21 protein-coding genes are annotated in these 17212 nt (G+C 69.1%); 7 read left to right on the forward strand and 14 right to left on the reverse strand.

Annotated features, from left to right (window positions below):
• Positions 1–409: 409 nt before the first annotated feature.
• The 9 genes from OHA68_RS21320 to OHA68_RS21360 all read right to left on the reverse strand — a co-directional run bounded on the left by OHA68_RS21320 (position 410) and on the right by OHA68_RS21360 (position 6402).
• Complete coding sequence (locus OHA68_RS21320; protein WP_327109192.1) at positions 410–919, reverse strand: hypothetical protein; 510 nt, start codon at positions 917–919, stop codon at positions 410–412.
• Between the two features lie 19 nt (positions 920–938).
• On the reverse strand, positions 939–1481 hold the full coding sequence (locus OHA68_RS21325; RefSeq protein ID WP_327109193.1) for a MauE/DoxX family redox-associated membrane protein: 543 nt from the start codon (positions 1479–1481) through the stop codon (positions 939–941).
• The gene (locus OHA68_RS21330) at positions 1482–1964 is read right to left on the reverse strand and encodes a hypothetical protein (RefSeq protein ID WP_327109194.1); all 483 of its coding nucleotides are present in this window, start codon (positions 1962–1964) and stop codon (positions 1482–1484) included.
• Positions 1965–2036: 72 nt separating this feature from the next.
• The gene (locus OHA68_RS21335) at positions 2037–2195 is read right to left on the reverse strand and encodes a hypothetical protein (RefSeq protein WP_189138667.1); all 159 of its coding nucleotides are present in this window, start codon (positions 2193–2195) and stop codon (positions 2037–2039) included.
• A gap of 6 nt (positions 2196–2201) precedes the next feature.
• Positions 2202–2696: a hypothetical protein gene (locus OHA68_RS21340; RefSeq protein WP_327109195.1), complete on the reverse strand. Its 495-nt coding sequence runs from the start codon at positions 2694–2696 to the stop codon at positions 2202–2204.
• Positions 2693–3199 (reverse strand): hypothetical protein, encoded by a 507-nt coding sequence (locus OHA68_RS21345; RefSeq protein WP_189138665.1) that lies wholly within the window; start codon positions 3197–3199, stop codon positions 2693–2695. Before OHA68_RS21345 ends, OHA68_RS21340 begins: the two co-directional genes overlap by 4 nt.
• Positions 3200–3203: 4 nt before the next feature.
• Entirely contained in the window at positions 3204–3875 is a 672-nt protein-coding gene (locus tag OHA68_RS21350; RefSeq protein WP_327109196.1) for a hypothetical protein, read from the reverse strand.
• Between the two features lie 409 nt (positions 3876–4284).
• On the reverse strand, positions 4285–5784 hold the full coding sequence (locus tag OHA68_RS21355; protein WP_327109197.1) for an ATP-binding protein: 1500 nt from the start codon (positions 5782–5784) through the stop codon (positions 4285–4287).
• 249 nt (positions 5785–6033) lie between these two features.
• Entirely contained in the window at positions 6034–6402 is a 369-nt protein-coding gene (locus tag OHA68_RS21360) for a nuclear transport factor 2 family protein (protein WP_327109198.1), read from the reverse strand.
• Positions 6403–6634: 232 nt separating this feature from the next.
• Here OHA68_RS21360 and OHA68_RS21365 point away from each other — a divergent pair, with 232 nt between their 5' ends.
• Entirely contained in the window at positions 6635–8356 is a 1722-nt protein-coding gene (locus OHA68_RS21365) for a hypothetical protein (RefSeq protein ID WP_327109199.1), read from the forward strand.
• Between the two features lie 15 nt (positions 8357–8371).
• Positions 8372–8797: a pyridoxamine 5'-phosphate oxidase family protein gene (locus OHA68_RS21370; protein ID WP_327109200.1), complete on the forward strand. Its 426-nt coding sequence runs from the start codon at positions 8372–8374 to the stop codon at positions 8795–8797.
• Positions 8798–8978: 181 nt separating this feature from the next.
• On the opposite strand, the gene OHA68_RS21375 is transcribed toward OHA68_RS21370, so the two are convergent.
• A complete protein-coding gene (locus tag OHA68_RS21375) occupies positions 8979–9668 on the reverse strand; it encodes a DUF899 domain-containing protein (protein WP_327109201.1) in 690 nt (229 codons plus the stop codon).
• Positions 9669–9838: 170 nt separating this feature from the next.
• Between OHA68_RS21375 and OHA68_RS21380 the strand changes: the two genes are divergently transcribed.
• Positions 9839–10237, forward strand: a complete 399-nt coding sequence (locus tag OHA68_RS21380) for a hypothetical protein (protein ID WP_327109202.1) — start codon at positions 9839–9841, stop codon at positions 10235–10237.
• A gap of 78 nt (positions 10238–10315) precedes the next feature.
• On the opposite strand, the gene OHA68_RS21385 is transcribed toward OHA68_RS21380, so the two are convergent.
• A complete protein-coding gene (locus tag OHA68_RS21385; protein WP_327109203.1) occupies positions 10316–10915 on the reverse strand; it encodes a TetR/AcrR family transcriptional regulator in 600 nt (199 codons plus the stop codon).
• Between the two features lie 89 nt (positions 10916–11004).
• On the opposite strand from OHA68_RS21385, the gene OHA68_RS21390 reads away from it, so the two are divergent.
• Positions 11005–11973, forward strand: a complete 969-nt coding sequence (locus OHA68_RS21390; protein WP_327109204.1) for an NADP-dependent oxidoreductase — start codon at positions 11005–11007, stop codon at positions 11971–11973.
• A 124-nt stretch (positions 11974–12097) separates the two neighbouring features.
• Positions 12098–13111, forward strand: coding sequence for an ABC transporter substrate-binding protein (locus tag OHA68_RS21395; protein WP_327109205.1), 1014 nt, complete (start codon positions 12098–12100; stop codon positions 13109–13111).
• On the opposite strand, the gene OHA68_RS21400 is transcribed toward OHA68_RS21395, so the two are convergent.
• From OHA68_RS21400 to OHA68_RS21410, 3 genes are all read right to left on the reverse strand, one after another.
• Positions 13108–13911 carry a substrate-binding periplasmic protein gene (locus OHA68_RS21400; RefSeq protein ID WP_327109206.1) on the reverse strand — a complete coding sequence of 268 codons (804 nt, stop codon included), beginning with the start codon at positions 13909–13911 and terminating at the stop codon, positions 13108–13110. The two genes, OHA68_RS21395 and OHA68_RS21400, sit on opposite strands and share 4 nt — an antisense overlap.
• Positions 13908–15236: a hypothetical protein gene (locus OHA68_RS21405; RefSeq protein ID WP_327109207.1), complete on the reverse strand. Its 1329-nt coding sequence runs from the start codon at positions 15234–15236 to the stop codon at positions 13908–13910. Before OHA68_RS21405 ends, OHA68_RS21400 begins: the two co-directional genes overlap by 4 nt.
• Before the next feature lie 204 nt (positions 15237–15440).
• A complete protein-coding gene (locus OHA68_RS21410; RefSeq protein WP_327109208.1) occupies positions 15441–16130 on the reverse strand; it encodes a COG4315 family predicted lipoprotein in 690 nt (229 codons plus the stop codon).
• 149 nt (positions 16131–16279) lie between these two features.
• Here OHA68_RS21410 and OHA68_RS21415 point away from each other — a divergent pair, with 149 nt between their 5' ends.
• Together OHA68_RS21415 and OHA68_RS21420 are read left to right on the forward strand one after the other, a co-directional pair.
• A complete protein-coding gene (locus OHA68_RS21415; protein ID WP_327109209.1) occupies positions 16280–16558 on the forward strand; it encodes a hypothetical protein in 279 nt (92 codons plus the stop codon).
• Positions 16558–17172 (forward strand): hypothetical protein, encoded by a 615-nt coding sequence (locus tag OHA68_RS21420; RefSeq protein WP_327109210.1) that lies wholly within the window; start codon positions 16558–16560, stop codon positions 17170–17172. The genes OHA68_RS21415 and OHA68_RS21420 overlap by 1 nt, the downstream gene beginning before the upstream one ends.
• The last annotated feature ends 40 nt before the right edge of the window (positions 17173–17212 follow it).

Genomic DNA, 17212 nt, shown 5'->3' on the forward strand with positions numbered 1-17212 from the left:
ACTTCCGCTTATATCTGGTCAAAGGTGGATGTGGCTGTTACGGTGACCCCGAGATCGAACTTCCTCGCATCCCCCACGTCAGCGCCCCGCCCCACACCCCCCTTGCCCCAGCCTGTCGCCGGTTCTCCTGCTGACGGTCCGTCACCGCCTGTGCCGGCCATCGGCTCGTCTTCCGCTGTCACCTGCACCCCGCCGCCTGGCGCGCTTACTGGCTGTGACCCATGCGCTCTGGCTTTCGGGCGGGCAGCGTGGAGACGCCGAGGACTCGCAGGGGCCGAATACAGCGCCCAGCCGCTCCGATCCCGTTGTGCGGCGATTCAGGGGCTTATGTCGATGCTCATGCGAAAGGTGCCGTGGACCGCGTCGGAAGTGGCGGTGCGTGAGGGGCCGTATGCCGCCCCGAACACGTCTAGGACGGGACGGTGTCCAGGTGGGTGCGCGCGGTCTCCGCGAACTGCTGGAGCTCGGTGTCAGAGCCGGTGCCGGCGAGCACGATGAACCTGTCCTTCGACATCGCCGCCACCTCCACCTCGCCGTCGTGGCGCGCGACGTTCTTGGGCCCGACCGTCGAGGTGACGCTGCCGACCGCGCCGCATTCCGCGTAGAAGAACTTGAAGGCGTTCATGGCGTCCACGCCGCTCGCCACGACCTGCGTCATCGTGGTGCCGTCCGCCGCCGTGAAGGAACGCCACCAGGTCGTGGCCTCCATCGGCACGATGACCCGCTTCCCGCAGGGCACCAGGCTCGCGTCCAGGTCTCGCCAGGTGCCGTGCGAGGTGCTCGCGACCGTCCACGTACGGCCGTCCTTCAGCTGGCCCGGTTCCAGGAGGAGGGAGGCCGGGTCGGCTTTCACCGGCTCTGTACCGCAGGCGGCGCAGGCGCAGAGCAGCGCGAGGAGCGTCACGATCGTGCGGTTCACGGCTGATCCTCTCTCGGGGTCACCTGGATGACCGCCCGTGGGCCGCGGAGGTTCCCCGAAGATCGGCCACCTTGTCGGCGACGATCAGGAAGCCCGCCACCACGGTGGCAAGCCCGCAGACGAGCAGCCGGGCGCCCATCTCAGCAGGTACGGGCGGCCAACCCGCGACGAGCGGCGCCGTGGCCACTGCCAGCAGTACAGCACGGCCGACCTTCACCGGCGAGACCGGGCTGGTCTCGTCCAGGCATCCGCACGGCACCCTGCCCCTACGCCGCAGCAGTACGGCCAGATAGGCGGCCAGTGCCAGGTACCAGAGCGCCACGGCCGCGGCGGCGAACCGCACCAGCCGGGCCTCTCCAGCCAGCCACCCGGCCAGCACGGCGGCTCCCGCCAAGCCCTCGGCGGGCCCGGCCAGTGGCGTGAGCCGTACCAGGAAGGTAGGGAGCAGGTCGTGTGCTCTGATCACCTTCGTCAGGTCGCCGCGGCGGCGCACCGCGGCGATCACCAGCAGTACGGCGCCCGCCAGGGCGAAGCAGGCAGGCAGAGTGTCGAAGATGGTCATCTATGTCCAGAGGAGCGCGAGCGACAACAGGAACCCGGTGGCGCACAGGCGTCCCACCCAGGCCGTCGAAGCGAGCAGCTTCGTGTCCCACCGGCGTGGGTCGTCGCTGAGCGCGCGAGTGAGCGGCATGAGCGCCCGGCCCACGCCGAAGCCCAGCCCGGCCAGCAGGCCCGGTCCCAGTCCTCCGGCCAGCACGACGATCAGGACGAGCAGGTGAGGCAGCGCGGTCGGGGTGAAGGTACGTACACCCGTGCCCATCTCGAAGCCGAACTGCAGCGGCCCGGAGAAGTCGGAGCGAGGGATGACGTCCTGCGGTACGAGCCGGCGGTTCTGCGGCAGCGACAGCGGCCGTCCGGCCAGCTCGAAGAGCATGATGACGGCGACGATCGGGGCGAGCGCCCACAGCCGCACGGTCTCCGGGATGATCGAGGCCAGCCCGCCGAGCGTCCCCGTGAGGAGGCCGGCCAGCAGTGCGCCGATCATGAGACCGATGGTGAAAACCGGTAACTTGCCTCGCCAGACCGACGAGGTCAGCAGGTCCGCTGAGTTGAGGCTTCAAACGGAGCCGGACAGCGAGAACCCGGCGGTCACCCCCATCATCGTCCAGGCGAGCAGGGCGAACGACGGGGTCCAGAACTGGTGGGCGGCCATCACCAGGGCCGCGCTCAGCGCGAGGCCGAGCGCGACCCGGTTGGCGGCGAAGGCGTTGCTCACGTGGTGTTACAGGGCCCAGGAGCAGATGTAGAAGGTCGTACCCCCGCAGGTGGCGACGTTTCCGTCGGCACAGCGGTACTTGGTGCCGCTGTGCGTCCACCGCCAGGCGTTCCTGTCGGTCAGGCTGCCCGCACCGCACGCCTTGATCGCGTAGCTGTTGTAGCAGGTGCCGGAGGAGCGCAGGAACCAGCCGTCGCCGCCGCAGTAGCTCCTGGAGTAGGGGGCGCCCACGCAGACCTTGGTGTTGTTGTTGTAACCGGCATTGCTGCTGTAACCGGCGCAGTCGGTGTACTCGTTCCCCACCACCGCCTGGGCGGCGTTGTTCCTGCCCGGCAGGGCGGACAGCACGTTCAGGGCCAGGGCGCCGCCCAGCACGCCGGCGGTCTTGAAGACGGTTCTGCGGGAGGGCGCCGACCACGTCAGGCTGGGACGCTTGCCGCTGTCCGGCTCGTCCTCCACGGAGGGCACCTCGGCCCAGTAGCTGTCGACATCGACTGTCATGCGCTTAACCTCTCTGAAGGGCTGACGGCGAGAAAGGCGTCGAGATCGTCATCGGAACCGACGACTCTGCGCCATTCCTCGGTCCCGTCGGCGGCGTACTTGACCAGCGTCGGGGTCGCGCCGACGGCGACCGTGCCGACCAGGGCGGCGTCGATGACGGGCAGGACCTCGCCGGCCGCCACCCACTCGGCGCAACGGTCAGCGGAGGCCAGCAGCACGGCGTGGCCGGACAGGTCCGGCCCGGCCACGGCGGCGAGGTGGTGGGCACGCTCCCGGCAGTTGGGGCAGTGCTCCGACACGACCAGGACGAAGGTCGGCAGCCCGTCGGCGGAGCCGAACCTGTCCACCGACCTGACGGCCGGCGCCGCCGGTGCGGCCGCCTGCGCCTGCAGCAGTTTGCCCTGCAGTTCACGGACCATGTTCAGCATCGCGGCGAAGGCGAAGAGCAGCAGCACCGTCCCCAGGAAGGACAGAACCGTCAGCGAGTCCAGGAATGCTCTCATCGGTCTAGCTCAGCCTGCACGAGATGGACTCCACGACGCTGATGAAGCGCGCGTCGTCCGGGCGGGCGGCGACCACGGTCGTCGCGGTGCTGTCGTTGACCATGAAGGCTGAGCGGGTCTGCACGGCGCCGGCCTCGTCGCGCTCGTCGACGCGCCACATCGAGCCGCCGCGCACCCGCTTGCCCGCGGAGCGCGGGATCGACTCCGACGCTTCTTCGGCCGGTTTGACCTGGACATTGCACACCTGGTCGATGGTGTTGACCGCCAGCAGGTTGCCGAGCGTCAGGCCCGATCCCGCCCGGGGCAGCATGGTCAACCCATCCGGTGTGTCCCGGATGTCGAACTTGGCCAGGACGTCCATGAAGGCTTCGAAGGGGACGTTCGTACCGGTGAAGAAGGTGGAGACTTCGTTGTGCGGTCCCACCCACACCATGTTGGTCCCGCTCTCCGGGTCCTCCAGCGACATGATGCGGTCGCCGTTCCATTGGGCCTCACGCACGGTAAAGCGGGACCAGTCGCCCAACTGCTTGGAGACGAGCTCGGCGGACCCCGCCGGGGTGACCTGGAACCGCATGCCACCGGTGGGGCCGTGGGCCCAGATGAGATAGGCCCAGCCGCCGATGAAGGGCTGAGGGTTACCGTCGACCGTGAGCTGTTGTCCGTTGGGTGCGCGCATCTGCTTGGGGGGCCTTTCGCACGGAGGGGGGTGGGGGCACGCCGAATAGCCCAGATGGGCATTGGAACTGGCAGGGGAGTGTCAGTGCCCGGCGCCTGCGCCGAACTCCATGAAGATCGATTGGAATATCTCACGCGCTCCACACACCGTCAAGATCTTGTAAACGCCCCTCCACCACCGAGCGGCTTCACGGCCGAGACGAACTTTTCCCAGGTCAGGGATGTCGTCAGCTGAACCTGTTGAGGGCGTTGCCTACGCGTACTGGCGCGATCGGTGTAGTTCCGATGTACGGCCGTAAATCCACCCTGTGGTCGACTGCCCGCCTGTCGAAAGGCGCACCGCACCGACGTGTACGTGGACGCTCGGAACCCTGTTCATCCACAGCTGGATCAGCCAGACAAGCCCCCCGTCACACCCGCAGAACGGTCACCTGGCGGCCGGACGGGGTGGTCGTTTCTTCGAAACCGCCGCGTTCGTTCCAGGCCGGGGCTTCGGGGCGCCGGTCGAAGATGACGAGCACGCCGGTGGAGAGGGTGAGGCGGTCCAGGTATCGGTCGAGTTGTGTGAGGCCGTCGGGCTTCGGGTCGTGTTCTCCGGTTCGCCAGACCTTCAGTTCCATGGCCTCGCGTTGTATCAGCCGTTCGCCTTCTGGGCCGGTGTAGGGCCAGCGGACCAGCACGTCCAGGCGTTTGGTGCCGGCGGCGTACTCGCGGTCGAGTTGGCCGCCGCCGTTGACCAGCCGGTGCAGGAAGGCCATGAGGATGATCTGGCAGGCGGCCTCGTGGTAGCCCTCCTGGCGGATGAGCACCTCGCCGTGCTCGCGCCAGAACACGACGAACTCTCGCAGCAGGCGCGGCAGGTCGAATCGGCCGTCCGGCATGACGAAGCTGTGCGGATCGGCCTTGACGAAGCGCTCTGTGCGATCACCCAGGACCCGTAGCAGGACTTCCCGATAGATGGGGTTGGCGATCTCCATATCTCTGGTCCCTCGGAGGAGACCCAGATCGTGGACGTAGGAAACGTCGTCGTCAAAGGCGGCGTCCGTGCCCGGAGACGTGCCGGCCACGATCGGTTCGATCACCCGCTTGACCCGGGGCTCGTGCAGCCGGGCCACGAGCGCGTCCAGGTGGGTGGTGCGCGCCCGGATCAACCGCTCCTTGGCGTCCTCCACTTGCCTGACGGTGATGTCGCCGGTCACACCCATCTCCGAGATGATCTCAAATGCGAGGGCGTTGACCAGCCACGGCTGCCCCTGTGTGAGTTCGAAGACCCGGTCCACCGCGTCCTTGGTGAACTCCTGGCCGGTCGCCCGGGTGTGCTGGTCGTACAGCTCGGCGATCTCGTCGGTGTTGAAGTCGCCCAGGCGCAGCGATTTGGCGATGATGTTGAAAGGGCTGGCCGGGTTGGACCGGCCCGGGTCGCCGCCCGAGGCGACCTTGTAGTCACGCAGGTCACGCAGTCCGCACAGCACGACGGAAGCGGGGAACGGGTAGCCCTCGGGCCGCGCGTTGTGGCCGTCGCGCAGCTGGCTGAGGATGCTGACCAGACTGTTGCCCTGCAGGGCGTCGACTTCGTCCAAGAACAGCACCACCCGGTGCGGGCTGCGGCGGCACCACTCGCTCAGCGTCTCAATGAACCGGCTTCCTGGCGTGACCTGCGGCCATGGGCTCGGCGGCAGGAGTTCGTCGGGCCAGCCCGACCGCGTCGCAGCCGCACGGAGTGAGTCCAGCAGGAGTGACTCCGCGAGGGCGAAGTCGTCACCGGCCGCTTTGGCGCGCTCGCAGGAGAACATCAGGGCGGCGACATCTCCCTCGGCGGTCAGCTCGGCGGCCAGGGTGCGCAGTGCGGTCGTTTTCCCGGTCTGCCGGGGCGCGTGCAGGACGAAATAGCGGTCCATCTCGATGAGCACCCGTGCCCCAGGGAGCCGTGGCGTGGGGGGCAGCATGTAATGGCGTTTCGGATCGCACGGGCCGGTGGTGTTGAAGTATCTTGCTCGGGGTATCCGCACGGTCACATTCTGCCACCCTCTGACGCTCGCGTCCGGATGATCTGGTGCGTCACCCTGCCTGTGAGGGCGCAGCCGGAGTCGGCGTTGGGGAGCCCCGGCGCATTGCTGCGCCGGGGGCCTGCAGAACCGGGCTTGCCGCTTCTGTTCGGGTCAGCGGTGGTCGTTCTCCTTCAGTTCGATGACCCAGGCACGGCGTTCGGCGATCTTGCCGTCGCGCATGACGAACACCTCTGCCATGGACATGCGCATCTCACCGCCTGCGGCTCGTTTCACCGTCCCGGTGAGCTCCGCCATGACGACGTCGCCCTGCTCGACCATGCGCACGACCTCCAGGTGGGGAGGGTTGATCAGCTCGGGCGGGCCGTCGATGGCCCCGTCATAGGCGTCCTTACCGGTCAGGCGGAAGGCGCCGAAGACGGTCCACTGGATGTCGTCGGTCAGGCAGGACAGGATCCGCTCGTGATCGTTCTTACGGAAACCATCCAAGTAGGTGGTGACGGTGTCGATGTTCCGTGACATGCGTATTTCCTCGCATCTTGGGTCAAAAGTGTTTCCCTTCGCAGGAGAGTCGGAGCGGCTGCGGCGTTCTTGACCCCACCCGGAGATCCGGTGCTCACGCCGTTAGAAGAAGGTGAGCTCGACTGTCCGTCGGTACGGTGGCGTCGCGCTAAGATCGCGTCCCGTGCCTTCGCATGGTTCCTGGCGGATTATCAGGGTTGTAGTAATAGGTCTGGTTCTTGCGGCGGCGGTCGTGGGCCTGGTGCTCGGCGACGCCTGGCTCTGGGCGGCCGTCACCTGGTCACCGCCGGACTATGCGGGGTTCTACGCGCGCGACGGGTTCGACACTTCGACGACCGCGGCGCTGCTGGTGACCGCACTGGTGAAGGCCGCGTTGCTGTGGCTGATCCTGCGTGCCCCCGTGCCGGGAGCGCTGGACCGCGAGGAGAAGGTGCTGCGTCGGCTGCTGTATCTGGCGGCGGCGTACGGCCTTGTGCTGTGGTACCCGATCGGGCTGCTCCCCTACGTGGTGGCCGTGGTGTTTCAGCTCGCGCTGTGGACCGCGATCTACGTCTTCTACCTGCTCGTCATCCGCTGGCGGTCCCGCGTACTGCGCGCGGCGGCCGGCGCGATCTTCGTGGTCGAGCTGGCCAAAATGGCCAACGAACTGCTCGACGAACTCGACCTCCCGGAGTTCGGCTCGGGTGGCATCGTCGAACTGGGCTTGATGCTGGGCGGAGCGGCGGCGATCATCGTCACGGTCATCGGGCAGTGGCGCGACGGCCGGTGGAGCCAGGGCACGCTGGTCGCCGGGTGGTCGTCGGTGGGCGTCTACGCGCTGGTGATCCCGCTCAACATTCTCTTCGAAGGGATCTTCAGCGGCAATGTGGTGATGCCGGTCGTGATGGACGCGGCGGGGCTCATCAGCATCGTGTGGATCGCGGCGACCGCCCGTGAGCTGCCCACGGAGAGCCTCCCGGTGGACCTTCCGCCCAGGCGGCGGCGCATGATGCGCGTCGGGGTGGCGGCCGTGGCCGTACTGCCGATCATCTCGCAGATCCACCCGGAGCAGACCGCGCACCTCACCTACACCGGCTGGTCGATGGACTGCTACGACCGGCCCAGCTTCGGCGACCTGAAACCTGCGGAACGCAATGCCGCGTTCCTGTGCCGAGCGCGGAGCACGGACAGCGGAGTCCCGCCCATGTTCCCGGAGGGCCTGTCGGACCAGGCGGTCCTCGCGTACGGGCGGGCGCTGTGCCGGGCGAAGGACCGCGGCGAGCAGGAGGCGATCCTGACACGGGCCGGGAGCGCTCGGCCCGCCTGGGGCGCGGACCCGTGGGACCTCGTCTACGTCTGCCCGGAGATCGTCGGCGCGACCCATCCCGAGCTGCTGCGGTCGAGCACACAGACGGAGGAGGCGAACACCGCCTACGTCGACGAGCAGAACGCGAAGTGCCGCGACCCGTGGCCCCGGACGAAGGGCGTCGTCCAGGCCACGGCCAACTACTTCCTGTTCGTCGACGGCGATCCCGGCTATCTGGTCCACGACCCCGGGGACAAAGCCGGCGACAAGGCGTCGGAGCGGGCGATGGACAAGGTCTACGACGACGACAGCGCCGACATCGGGGTGGGCGGCAGCGCGGTGCTCGTCGGGCACATCGAAGACGTCTCTGATGTGTGTCTCACGGTGAAGGCCTTCCGCACCGCGCCGCCACGGCGGACGGCCGGGTGGTATCAGGTCACCGAGGTGCCGATCGTCAGCCGCAGCGGCCGGTTGACCGTGCCGGAGATGGGCGACGGAGAGGTGGGCGCGGGCGGTCCGATGCCGAACCTGGCGATCAGGGGGAAGGGCCGCTATCGGCTTCGCGTCTATGTGCGGCTCGCTGATGCGGGGGAGGAGCACCTGGTCGTCGTGTTCCCGGGTGCGTCGAGGGCAACGCTCAAGCTGAAGCGAGGACGGGGCCCGTACTGAAGCGGGAGATATACGATGGCGCTCGCGAAACACCCGAGGAGGATCGTGGATCTGGTCGAGCAGGGCAACGGCTTCGCCGCCTTCTGGCAGGAGCGGCATCTGTGCACGCTCGCCACCTCCCGCCTCGGCGGGCCACCGCACGTGGTGCCCGTGGGGGTCACGCTGGACCTGGGCACCGCGATCGCCCGTGTGATCACCTCGGGATCCTCGTACAAGGCCAGGCTCATCGGTTCGTCCGGTTCGTCCGGCGCGCTGGTGGCACTGTGCCAGGTGGACGGCCGGTGGTGGTCGACGCTGGAGGGCCGGGCCGTGCTGCGGACCGAGCCTGAGCAGGTGGCCGACGCCGAGCGCCGCTACGCCGCCCGCTACAAGCCGCCGCGTCCGAACCCGTCCAGGGTGGTCGTGGAGATCCGGGTGACGAACGTGCTGGGCAACGTGTGACGTCGGGCCGTGCGGCCACGCGGTGCCCCTGGGCGCCCTCCACGTTCTCACCGGAGAAGCACCCGCCTGGTCACAGGAGGCTCAGCCGCAGTGCACATTGTCGGCTCCGCCGGCCGTTTCGTGCGCGCGAAGGCACCGTCTACGTCGCTTCCGGTCCGCTCGATGAGCCGGACGGAAGCGCCTAGGCGGTGTCCGGGCCGTAGCGTGCGGCGATGTCCTCGGAGCTGGGCCACCCGCCGTACGTGGGTGACTGTGGCCAGCCGTCGGGCGAGTCCTGCCACTCCTCCTGACGCCCGTACGGCAGCAGGTCGATCAGGGCGAAGGTGTGGGTGAGTTGTTCGGTGCCGCGGCCGTTGGTGTGCCAGGTGCGGTAGACGGTGTCGCCGTCGCGGAGGAACACGTTGACGCCGAATCCTTCGCCGGGCGGTGCGCCGACGTCGGCGCCGAACGGGCTGTCGGCGGTGGAGTACCAGGGCATCCGGTTGCCGACCCGCCGCTTGTAGGCGAGGGCCTCGTCGATCGGGCCCTGGGTGACGATGACGAACCGGGCGTCGTAGTTGTCCAGGAACTCCAGCCGGGTGAACTGCGAGGTGAAGCCCGTGCAGCCCGAGCACTGCCACTGTTTGCCCGGGAACCACATGTGGTTGTAGACGATCAGTTGCCTCTTGCCTTCGAAGATGTCCGCCAGCCGGACCGGTCCGTCCTCGCCTTCGAGGGTGTAGTCCGGCATCCGCACCATGGGCAGGCGGCGGCGCTGCGCGGCGACGGCGTCGAGCTCCCGGGTCGCGGCCTTCTCCCGGGCGCGCAGCTCTTCGAGGTGACGCTGCCAGGTGTCGGCGTCGACGACGGGCGGTAGGGCGTTCGTGCTCATGGTCTCTCCCAGGTTCTCGCTCTCCAGGAATAGACCTGCCCCGGTCGTAAAATTCATCGGTGATCGGCCGATCCGATTGAGCGAGCCGCAGCAGCCTTTGCGAAAGGGACGACATGCCTCCCGAGAAATCACCCAGGCGGCGGAGCAGGTTGCCGTTCCTTTTATGTCTGGTGCTCCTTGGCGTTGTCTGCGCCGTCGTCCTGCTGTTCAAGATCCCCGAGTGGCGCAATGACGTGGCACTGGCCGGTCTGGAGGAGCGGGTGAGCGCGCACCCGCTGCCGCCTAACACGGAGCGGGGCGATCACGGCGTGCAGGGCACCGTGGGCCTGCAGTCGGGCAACAGCAATCACTGCGACTATCTGGTACGGATGTCGCTGCGCACCAAGCTGCCCGGCCCTGAGATCACGCGTTATTACGAGTCCGCCGCGATCGAGGGCGTCGCGGGCCGCGCGCTCGCCGGCACCGTTCACGTCGGCGTCAGCGGATCGGGGCAGGACGGGTACACGGCCGTCATCGTTGAGTTCTTCGACGGATTTCACGAACCCGGTATGGACCTGCGCTGCTACTGACGGTCGGCAGGGGGTGATTCTCCCGCCCGTTGGTGAGCCGCGTTTCTGGATGGTCAGGCCGTGGTGGGCGTGCTGCCGTCACATCGAATGGGGAGGTGGGTGGGGCAGCGGGCGGGCGCCTTGCGGGCGCAGGCCGTCGAAGATGATCGCCAGGTAGCGCCGCCACAGGTCGGGCGGGGGGTCCGGCAGGTAGGTGACCACATGGTTCGGCGCGCACATCAGCAGGATGACGTCCGTGCCGGTGACGTCGGGCCGTACCGCGTCGTGGTCGCGGGCCCGGTCCACGAGCGCGTGGACGACGCGGAACAGGCGTTCCTGGGTCTGGGCCGCGTCGGGCGCGAGCCGGTCGGCTCCTTGGAGGAACGACAGGTCGAGTTGTTGTTGCTGCTGCGCCGCCATGGCGAGGAACTCCAGCAGCGCCGCGCCCGCGTCCGCCGCGTCGAGCAGGCGTTCGCCTGCCGCGATGAGCGGGGTGATCCGCTCCTGGACGACCGCGGCGATCAGGTCGTCCTTGGTGGGGAAGTGGCGGAACACCGTTCCTTTCCCGACTCCGGCGCGGCGGGCGATGTCGGCGACCGATGCTTCCAGCCCTCGCTCGGCGAACTCCTCGGCCGCCGCGGCGAGCAGCAGTTGCCGGTTCCGTGCGGCGTCGGCGCGGAGCCGAGGAGGCGAGGTCACCCCGCAAGGCTACAACTTGACCGCGCGGTCCGTTTATGGCTACGGTTCTGACCATAAGATGACCGCTCGGTCCGTTTTTGGAGGAGTACATGAAGGCAGTCGTCGTGAACGGCTACGGTCCGCCGGAACAGTTCGTGGTGGCGGACATCCCGGTGCCGAGACCAGGGCCGGGGCAGATCCAGGTGCGGATCTCCGCCGCCGCGCTCAACCCCACCGACATCCGCCTGGCCGGCGGCGCTTTCCACGCGCAGGCGCCCCTGGCGTTCCCGTACGTGCCCGGCAACGACTTCGCCGGAACCGTCACCGAGGTCGGACCGGGCGTAACCGCCTTCCAGGTGGGAGACGAGATCTTCGGCGAGGCCGTGCCCAGGGCCCTGCGCGCGATAGCCAGTCCGACGCGGCCCTCGCTCGGCACCGGTTCGCTGGCCGAGTACGCGGTGTTCGAGGCCGACACTCCGCTGATCGCGCACCGGCCCCCGGCCGTCTCGGCAGAGGACGCGGCGGCGCTGGCGACCGCCGGCCTGACCGCGCTGTCGCTAGCCGGGCTAGCCCGGCTGAAGCCGGACGAGACCGTCCTCGTCGTCGGCGCGAGCGGCGGTGTGGGCACGGCGGTGGTTCCCCTGGTCGCCGCGGCCGGGGCACGGGTGATCGCGACCGGCGCCACTGCGGACGCCGACATCCTGCGCGATCTCGGGGCCGACGAGGTCATCGGGTACGACGAAGCGGGTTACCCCGGCGGCGTCGACGCAGCGTTCAACCTCGTGCTGCCCGGCGACCGTCTGGCCGGCCTCGCCAGGGCCATCCGATCCGGGGGCCGCCTGCTCACCATCACCTACCCGGCTCCTTCGCCGGAGTCGATCGGCCGCGACGACGTGGACCTGCGGTATGTGCTCGACCTGGACGCCACGTATGGCGGCATGCGGGAAGTCGGTGAACTCGCCGCCGACGGCCGGCTCCCGGCCACGATCGGCGGCCGTCACACCCTCGACCAAGGCGTCCAGGCATGCGTGGACTTCGTCCGTGAGCACACCACCGGCAAAATCGTCGTGACCATGTGATCCTGTCCCTTCCCGTACGGACCTAGGGGAAGCGTCGCGGAGATCGGTTGCGTGAGGCCCGGGGCCGAGTGTCGAATGGGGGGCGACACTCGGGCGCGACGTCGGCGTACCCCTTGGAGGGGCGATGAGGCCGTTGGCCATCGCACTGGTAGCGATCCTGCTGGCGGCGGGCTGCTCGACAGCGCGACGGGACAAGATCACGGTCGCCTGCGGCGCGAGCGAGCGATGGTGCGCGATGATGGTCAAGCGGTTCTCCGACGCCACGGGGGTGGAGGCTGACTTCGTCCGGCTCTCCAGTGGTGAGGCGCTGGAGCGGATCAAGGCGGCCAGGGCGCGGCAGGAGTTCGACGTCTGGCATGGCGGGCCGGCCGACTCCTATGTGGCGGCCAAGAGTCAAGGGCTGCTGGAGCCGTACGCCTCGGCGAAGTCCGGGGAGATCCGGCCGGAATGGGCCGATCGGGAGCATGCCTGGAGCGGGATCTACGCCGGGGTGCTGGCCTTCTGCAACAACACCAAGGAGCTGGCCAAGAGAGGGATGAAGCCGATCCGCTCCTGGCGGGAGCTGCTGGACAGGCGGCTGCGCGGCGGCGGCGTCGCCCTCGCCCATCCGGCCACCTCCGGAACGGCGTACACCACGCTGTGGACGCATGTGGAGCTCAACGGCGGCGATCAGGAGGCGGCGCTCGGCTACCTGCGCGACCTGCACCCGAACGTGCTCAGGTACAACTCCTCCGGCAGCGCGGCCGCCGTGCAGGCGGCCAAGGGGGAGGCGGCGGTCGGCGTCGTCTTCTCCCATGACTGCGTCGCCGCCCAGGAGCAGGGCTACCCGAACCTGGAGGTGACCTTCCCGCGGGAGGGCACCGGGTACGAGCTCGGCGGGCTGGCCGTGCTGGCCGGGGCGCACAACCCCGGCAGCGCGCGCAGGTACGTCGACTGGGCGCTGAGCGGGGCGTCCCAGCGGCTGGGGCCGCTGGTCCAGTTCTACGCCCTGCCCACCAACACCGGGGTGCCGGCGCACTCCAAGGCGGCCGACCCGGCGACGGTCAAGCTGGTCCCCTACGACGTGGAGGTCGCCGGGCGCGCCAAGCAGGCGCTCGTCGGCAGGTTCGGCGCGGAGATCGCCGGTCCGCCCGGCTAGGAGCAGCCCTCGAACTGCGGGACCGCGACCACCGACAGGTCGATGCCCGACCTGCCGAACCACTTGTCCAGCAGCATGTGCGCCGTGCCGTCCTGGTACATCTCGGTGATGGCCCGGTTGAGCTCCTCGCAGCCGTCGACGTCGCCCTTGCGCACGCCGATCGACGTGCGTTGCTCGTTGAACGTCGCGCCGACCAGGTGCAGGTCGACGCCCGGCTTGGTGAGCAGCCCGGCCAGGATCTGGCTGTTGGTGGAGATGGCGTCGATCGTGCCGTTCTTGATCATGTCCAGGCAGACGTTGTAGTCGGGCGCCTCGACGGGGATCGCCTTGACCCGGCGCTCGTCCACGATCCGCTGGGCGATGTTCGTGCCGCGCACCAGGCAGATCTTGCGGCCCGCCAGGTCGCGGACGTCGTGGACGGCGTCCTTGTCGGCCGGCCGTACGGCGATGTCCTGGAAGTCGATGTGGTACGGCCCGGCGAAGTCGATCACCTTCTTCCGCTCCGGGGTGACCGACATGTGGGCGAAGACCAGGTCGGCCCGCCCGTCGGTGAGCACGGTGAGCTGGTCGCCGGCCGTGATCTCCAGCCAGCGGATCCGCTTGCCCAGCCGGGAGAGCAGATCCTCGGCCACGTCGATGTTGAAGCCGTCGTACGAGCCGTCCGGCCCCTTGAAGCTGATCAGCGGGACGTCGGAGCGGATGGCGACGACGGCCACCTCGTCGTCGTCCATGAGGGACGGCGGCCGCGCGGTGCCGCAGGCGGTGAGCAGCAGGATCAGGCAGATCAGCAGTTTCCTCACCGGTACTCCCTGAGTCGTGGCAGGACGCCGACCAGGATGAGCAGGGCGCCGGTGGCCAGCCCGGCGGGGATCGACCGCCACAGCGTCTCCAGGGCTCCGTCGCCGCCGTCGATGGCACGCTCGAAGTCGGACTCGTGCCGCCGGATCAGCTCCTCCAGCACCTTGTCGTAGCTCTCGTACGCCTGGGTGAGCTCGCCGTCCCAGAACTTGATCGCCGCCTCGGCCGGCAGGGTCCTCATCCGCGCGTCGGCCTGCTGGAAGCCCTGGTAGACGGTGAAGAGGCGGTCCCGGTCCCGGCCCGTCACGCCGCCGAGCAGGCCCTGGAAGTCGGCGCGCAGCTTGCTCTGGTAGTCGGGCAGGCTCGTGGACTCGACGGCCGCGACCGTCCGGGACTTGTCCAGGAAGGTGTGCTCGTAGGTGTCCTTGCGGAAGCGGTCGAGCAGATAGCGGCTCTGGTCCCCGTACATGCTCTTGCTGATCGCGCGGGCCCTGGTCAGGGTGAGCACCGAGTCGAACCCGCGGCGCTTGGCCTCGGCCAGCGCCTGGCCCTGCCGGTCGAGCAGGGCCGTGCCGGTCACCAGCGCGGCGGTGGCGAGCACGGTGGCGACCACCAGGGCCGGGGCGAAGATCCGGCGGAACCTGCGGGTCAGGTAGATCTGCAGGGCCAGCAGGCAGCCCAGTGCGAGCAGGCCGGTGCCGACGACGGCGACGCGGGCCAGCGAGGTGGCCGAGCGCTCGGCGTCATGCGCGCGCCTGACGATCGTCCCGGTCTCCAGGGTCAGGTTGTAGGCCTGGGGGAGAAGCTCGCGGTGCATGAGGTCGGTGGCCTGCTGGTAGGCCCTGACCACGTGGTCGGGCGGTTGTCCCGCGGTGTGGCCGGACTGCACGTCCAGCAGCCGGGCGTGGGCGGCCAGCCGTTCGTAGCGGCCGAGGCCCTCGATCAGCGACTCGACCGTACGTTGCTCGACCGGGTTGTCCAGGGCCAGCCGGTAGGTTCTGAGCAGGCCCTCGGAGATCTCCAGCCGTCGCTGGTCGTAGGTGGTCAGGTCGGCCTGCTGCTGCGGGCCGTACTCTCTGCCCAGCAGCAGGGTCTCGGCCATCAGCGCGTCCATCTCCGACATCTGCCGGTACAGGCCCGCGGTGGCGAGCACCTGCGGCCCGGCTTCATGCCCGATGGTGCGCAGGCTGGAGCCCGTGCTCGCCGCGCCGGCCAGGATCGCGGCCAGCAGCAGCGCCAGCGCCAGGACGGACAGCCCGGCCAGCGCCCGCACCCGCCCGGGGACCGACTCCTTGCGCCGGACCGGAGGCGTCGCCGTCACCGTCATGGCCTGTTCCGGGGGGAGGCGCTGGGATCGTGGGCACGCACCGCGCCTCCCGGGATCGACTCGTGCTGGGAAGTCGAGCATGACCGCGGGCGCGGCAGGTCCGCAAGAGGAGTTTCCGACAGTGGCGGCCGGGCCGGACGGGCTCCGCGATCCGGACGGGCTCCGCGATCAGGACGGGCTCGGCGATCCGGACGAGCTCCGCGATCAGGACGGCTTTGCCTTGTCCCCGGTCGGGCCGACCGCGAACCAGACGCCGTCCTTGCCCTGACCGTTGAGGTCGCCGGGCTTCGCGTCCCCGGAGAAGCGGTAGAGCGGCCAGCCTCCCGCGGTCAGTTGCACGATCCCGTCCGGACGCTCGATCGCGCCGATGGCGGACGGCTCGATCCCATGGGTGACGTAGACCTTGCCCTGCTCCTTGATGGTGACGGGCGGCCAGTTGACCGCGCACTCGCCGATGCAGCGGGTCACGTCGACGCTGTCGCTGTCGAAGCGATAGAGCGCGGACTGGTTCACGTCGACCAGGTACGTGCCCACCGCCGGGGCGGACACGGCCGACAACTGCACCCACTTCGCCGGTTGCGGCTGCGGTTGCCCGCCCACCGGTGTTCCGCCGTTGCCGGACAGGCCGTTCTCCGCGGCCGATCCGCCGACGAGTTGCAGGCCGGTGTTGCCGGCGGGCGAAGCGGGCGGGGCGGAGGTGGCCGGGGCCGAGGACGCGGGCGCCGACGAGGCGGGTGCCGACGAGGCGGGCGCGGGGGCGGCGGGCTCCGCGTCGGTGATGACGATGGATTTCCCGCAGGCCGACGCCCCGAGCACGCCGACGGCGCAGGCGACAGATAGGACGACCCGGTTCGCGCGGGCGCGGACCAGGGACTTGTTCCGATTGAAGGTCACGCTCTACACACGATCGCGCACCGACGCGCGGTTCATCGGAGTTCGCCACCCCCCGGCCGATCCGGTTCTCGCGTGAACCCCTGCGCGTGCGCCTCCGTGTTCCAGCGGAGGACCGGTTCCTCTTCTACGGACGTCTCCCTGGAGTGAACATGAGCGACATATTCGTACCGGGTGATGCACTGGATGAAGTGTCACGATCACTCACCGTGGTGCTGGACAACATCGACACCGCGGCGGGCGGTGTGGATCTGAACGCCGTTCTGGGCTATCCGCTGATCGACGCGGCCAACAACTTCGAGGGCAGATGGTCGGACGGGCGCATCCAGTTGAAGCGCCAGTGTGAGGAGATCAGGGAGGCCGTCGACCAGATCCGCACCGTGATGCAGGACACCGACGACAAGGCTGCCGCCAGTCTGGACAACGGCTGATGGCGGGCGCGACCGGCTTCGTCTTGAACGTGCCCAGCAGTTGGACGGACTTCGACCTCTCCGGTGAGGCGTTGGCCGCGATGCGCCAGGCGGCGCTGGCCGAGGTGCACGAGACCCGCCTGCGCGCGGAGGTCAACGACTATTTCCGCAAGGCCAGGGAGATCACCCGTGCCGCCCGCCGGCAGGGCGCCCTGTACGCGGCGGGCACGGCGACCATGTACGACGACGGACTGTTCATGGGGCACTGCATGGTCTTCGCCGTCTCCGCCCCGGCGGGCCAGGAGCTGACGTTGCCGGTGCTCTCCGCGCAGCTGTCCCGGACGGGTGACGGGGAGTCGGCGCAGCCGGCCGACCGTACGGTCACCGCGGTGGAGCTGCCGGACATCGGCACCGTCGCGCGCATCACGGGGACCGAGGAAGCCCAGCTGATGGACGACATCCGCATCCGCATGCTCACCATGCACACGATCGTCCCGCTGCCCGGGGAGCAGGGGAACTACCTGATCGTGACCTGCGCGACCCCGAACCTGCCGCTCGCGGAGCAGGCGTACGACCTGTTCGACGCGATCACGTCGACGTTCCGCCTCGTGGCGGCACCCGTGGCAGGGACGTGACCGTGGTGGGGGCCGGGCGGGCCCCCACCACGTAACCCGT

This window comes from Nonomuraea glycinis (assembly GCF_035920485.1).
GTDB lineage: Bacteria > Actinomycetota > Actinomycetes > Streptosporangiales > Streptosporangiaceae > Nonomuraea > Nonomuraea glycinis.

Coding starts and splice junctions, on each gene's coding strand:
- OHA68_RS21405 (WP_327109207.1), bottom strand. CDS start 15,236: ATGACGGTGACGGCGACGCCTCCGGTCCGGCGCAAGGAGTCGGTCCCC.
- OHA68_RS21330 (WP_327109194.1), bottom strand. CDS start 1,964: ATGATCGGCGCACTGCTGGCCGGCCTCCTCACGGGGACGCTCGGCGGG.
- OHA68_RS21325 (WP_327109193.1), bottom strand. CDS start 1,481: ATGACCATCTTCGACACTCTGCCTGCCTGCTTCGCCCTGGCGGGCGCC.
- OHA68_RS21350 (WP_327109196.1), bottom strand. CDS start 3,875: ATGCGCGCACCCAACGGACAACAGCTCACGGTCGACGGTAACCCTCAG.
- OHA68_RS21370 (WP_327109200.1), top strand. CDS start 8,372: ATGGCGCTCGCGAAACACCCGAGGAGGATCGTGGATCTGGTCGAGCAG.
- OHA68_RS21340 (WP_327109195.1), bottom strand. CDS start 2,696: ATGACAGTCGATGTCGACAGCTACTGGGCCGAGGTGCCCTCCGTGGAG.
- OHA68_RS21390 (WP_327109204.1), top strand. CDS start 11,005: ATGAAGGCAGTCGTCGTGAACGGCTACGGTCCGCCGGAACAGTTCGTG.
- OHA68_RS21375 (WP_327109201.1), bottom strand. CDS start 9,668: ATGAGCACGAACGCCCTACCGCCCGTCGTCGACGCCGACACCTGGCAG.
- OHA68_RS21360 (WP_327109198.1), bottom strand. CDS start 6,402: ATGTCACGGAACATCGACACCGTCACCACCTACTTGGATGGTTTCCGT.
- OHA68_RS21415 (WP_327109209.1), top strand. CDS start 16,280: ATGAGCGACATATTCGTACCGGGTGATGCACTGGATGAAGTGTCACGA.
- OHA68_RS21345 (WP_189138665.1), bottom strand. CDS start 3,199: ATGAGAGCATTCCTGGACTCGCTGACGGTTCTGTCCTTCCTGGGGACG.
- OHA68_RS21395 (WP_327109205.1), top strand. CDS start 12,098: ATGAGGCCGTTGGCCATCGCACTGGTAGCGATCCTGCTGGCGGCGGGC.
- OHA68_RS21420 (WP_327109210.1), top strand. CDS start 16,558: ATGGCGGGCGCGACCGGCTTCGTCTTGAACGTGCCCAGCAGTTGGACG.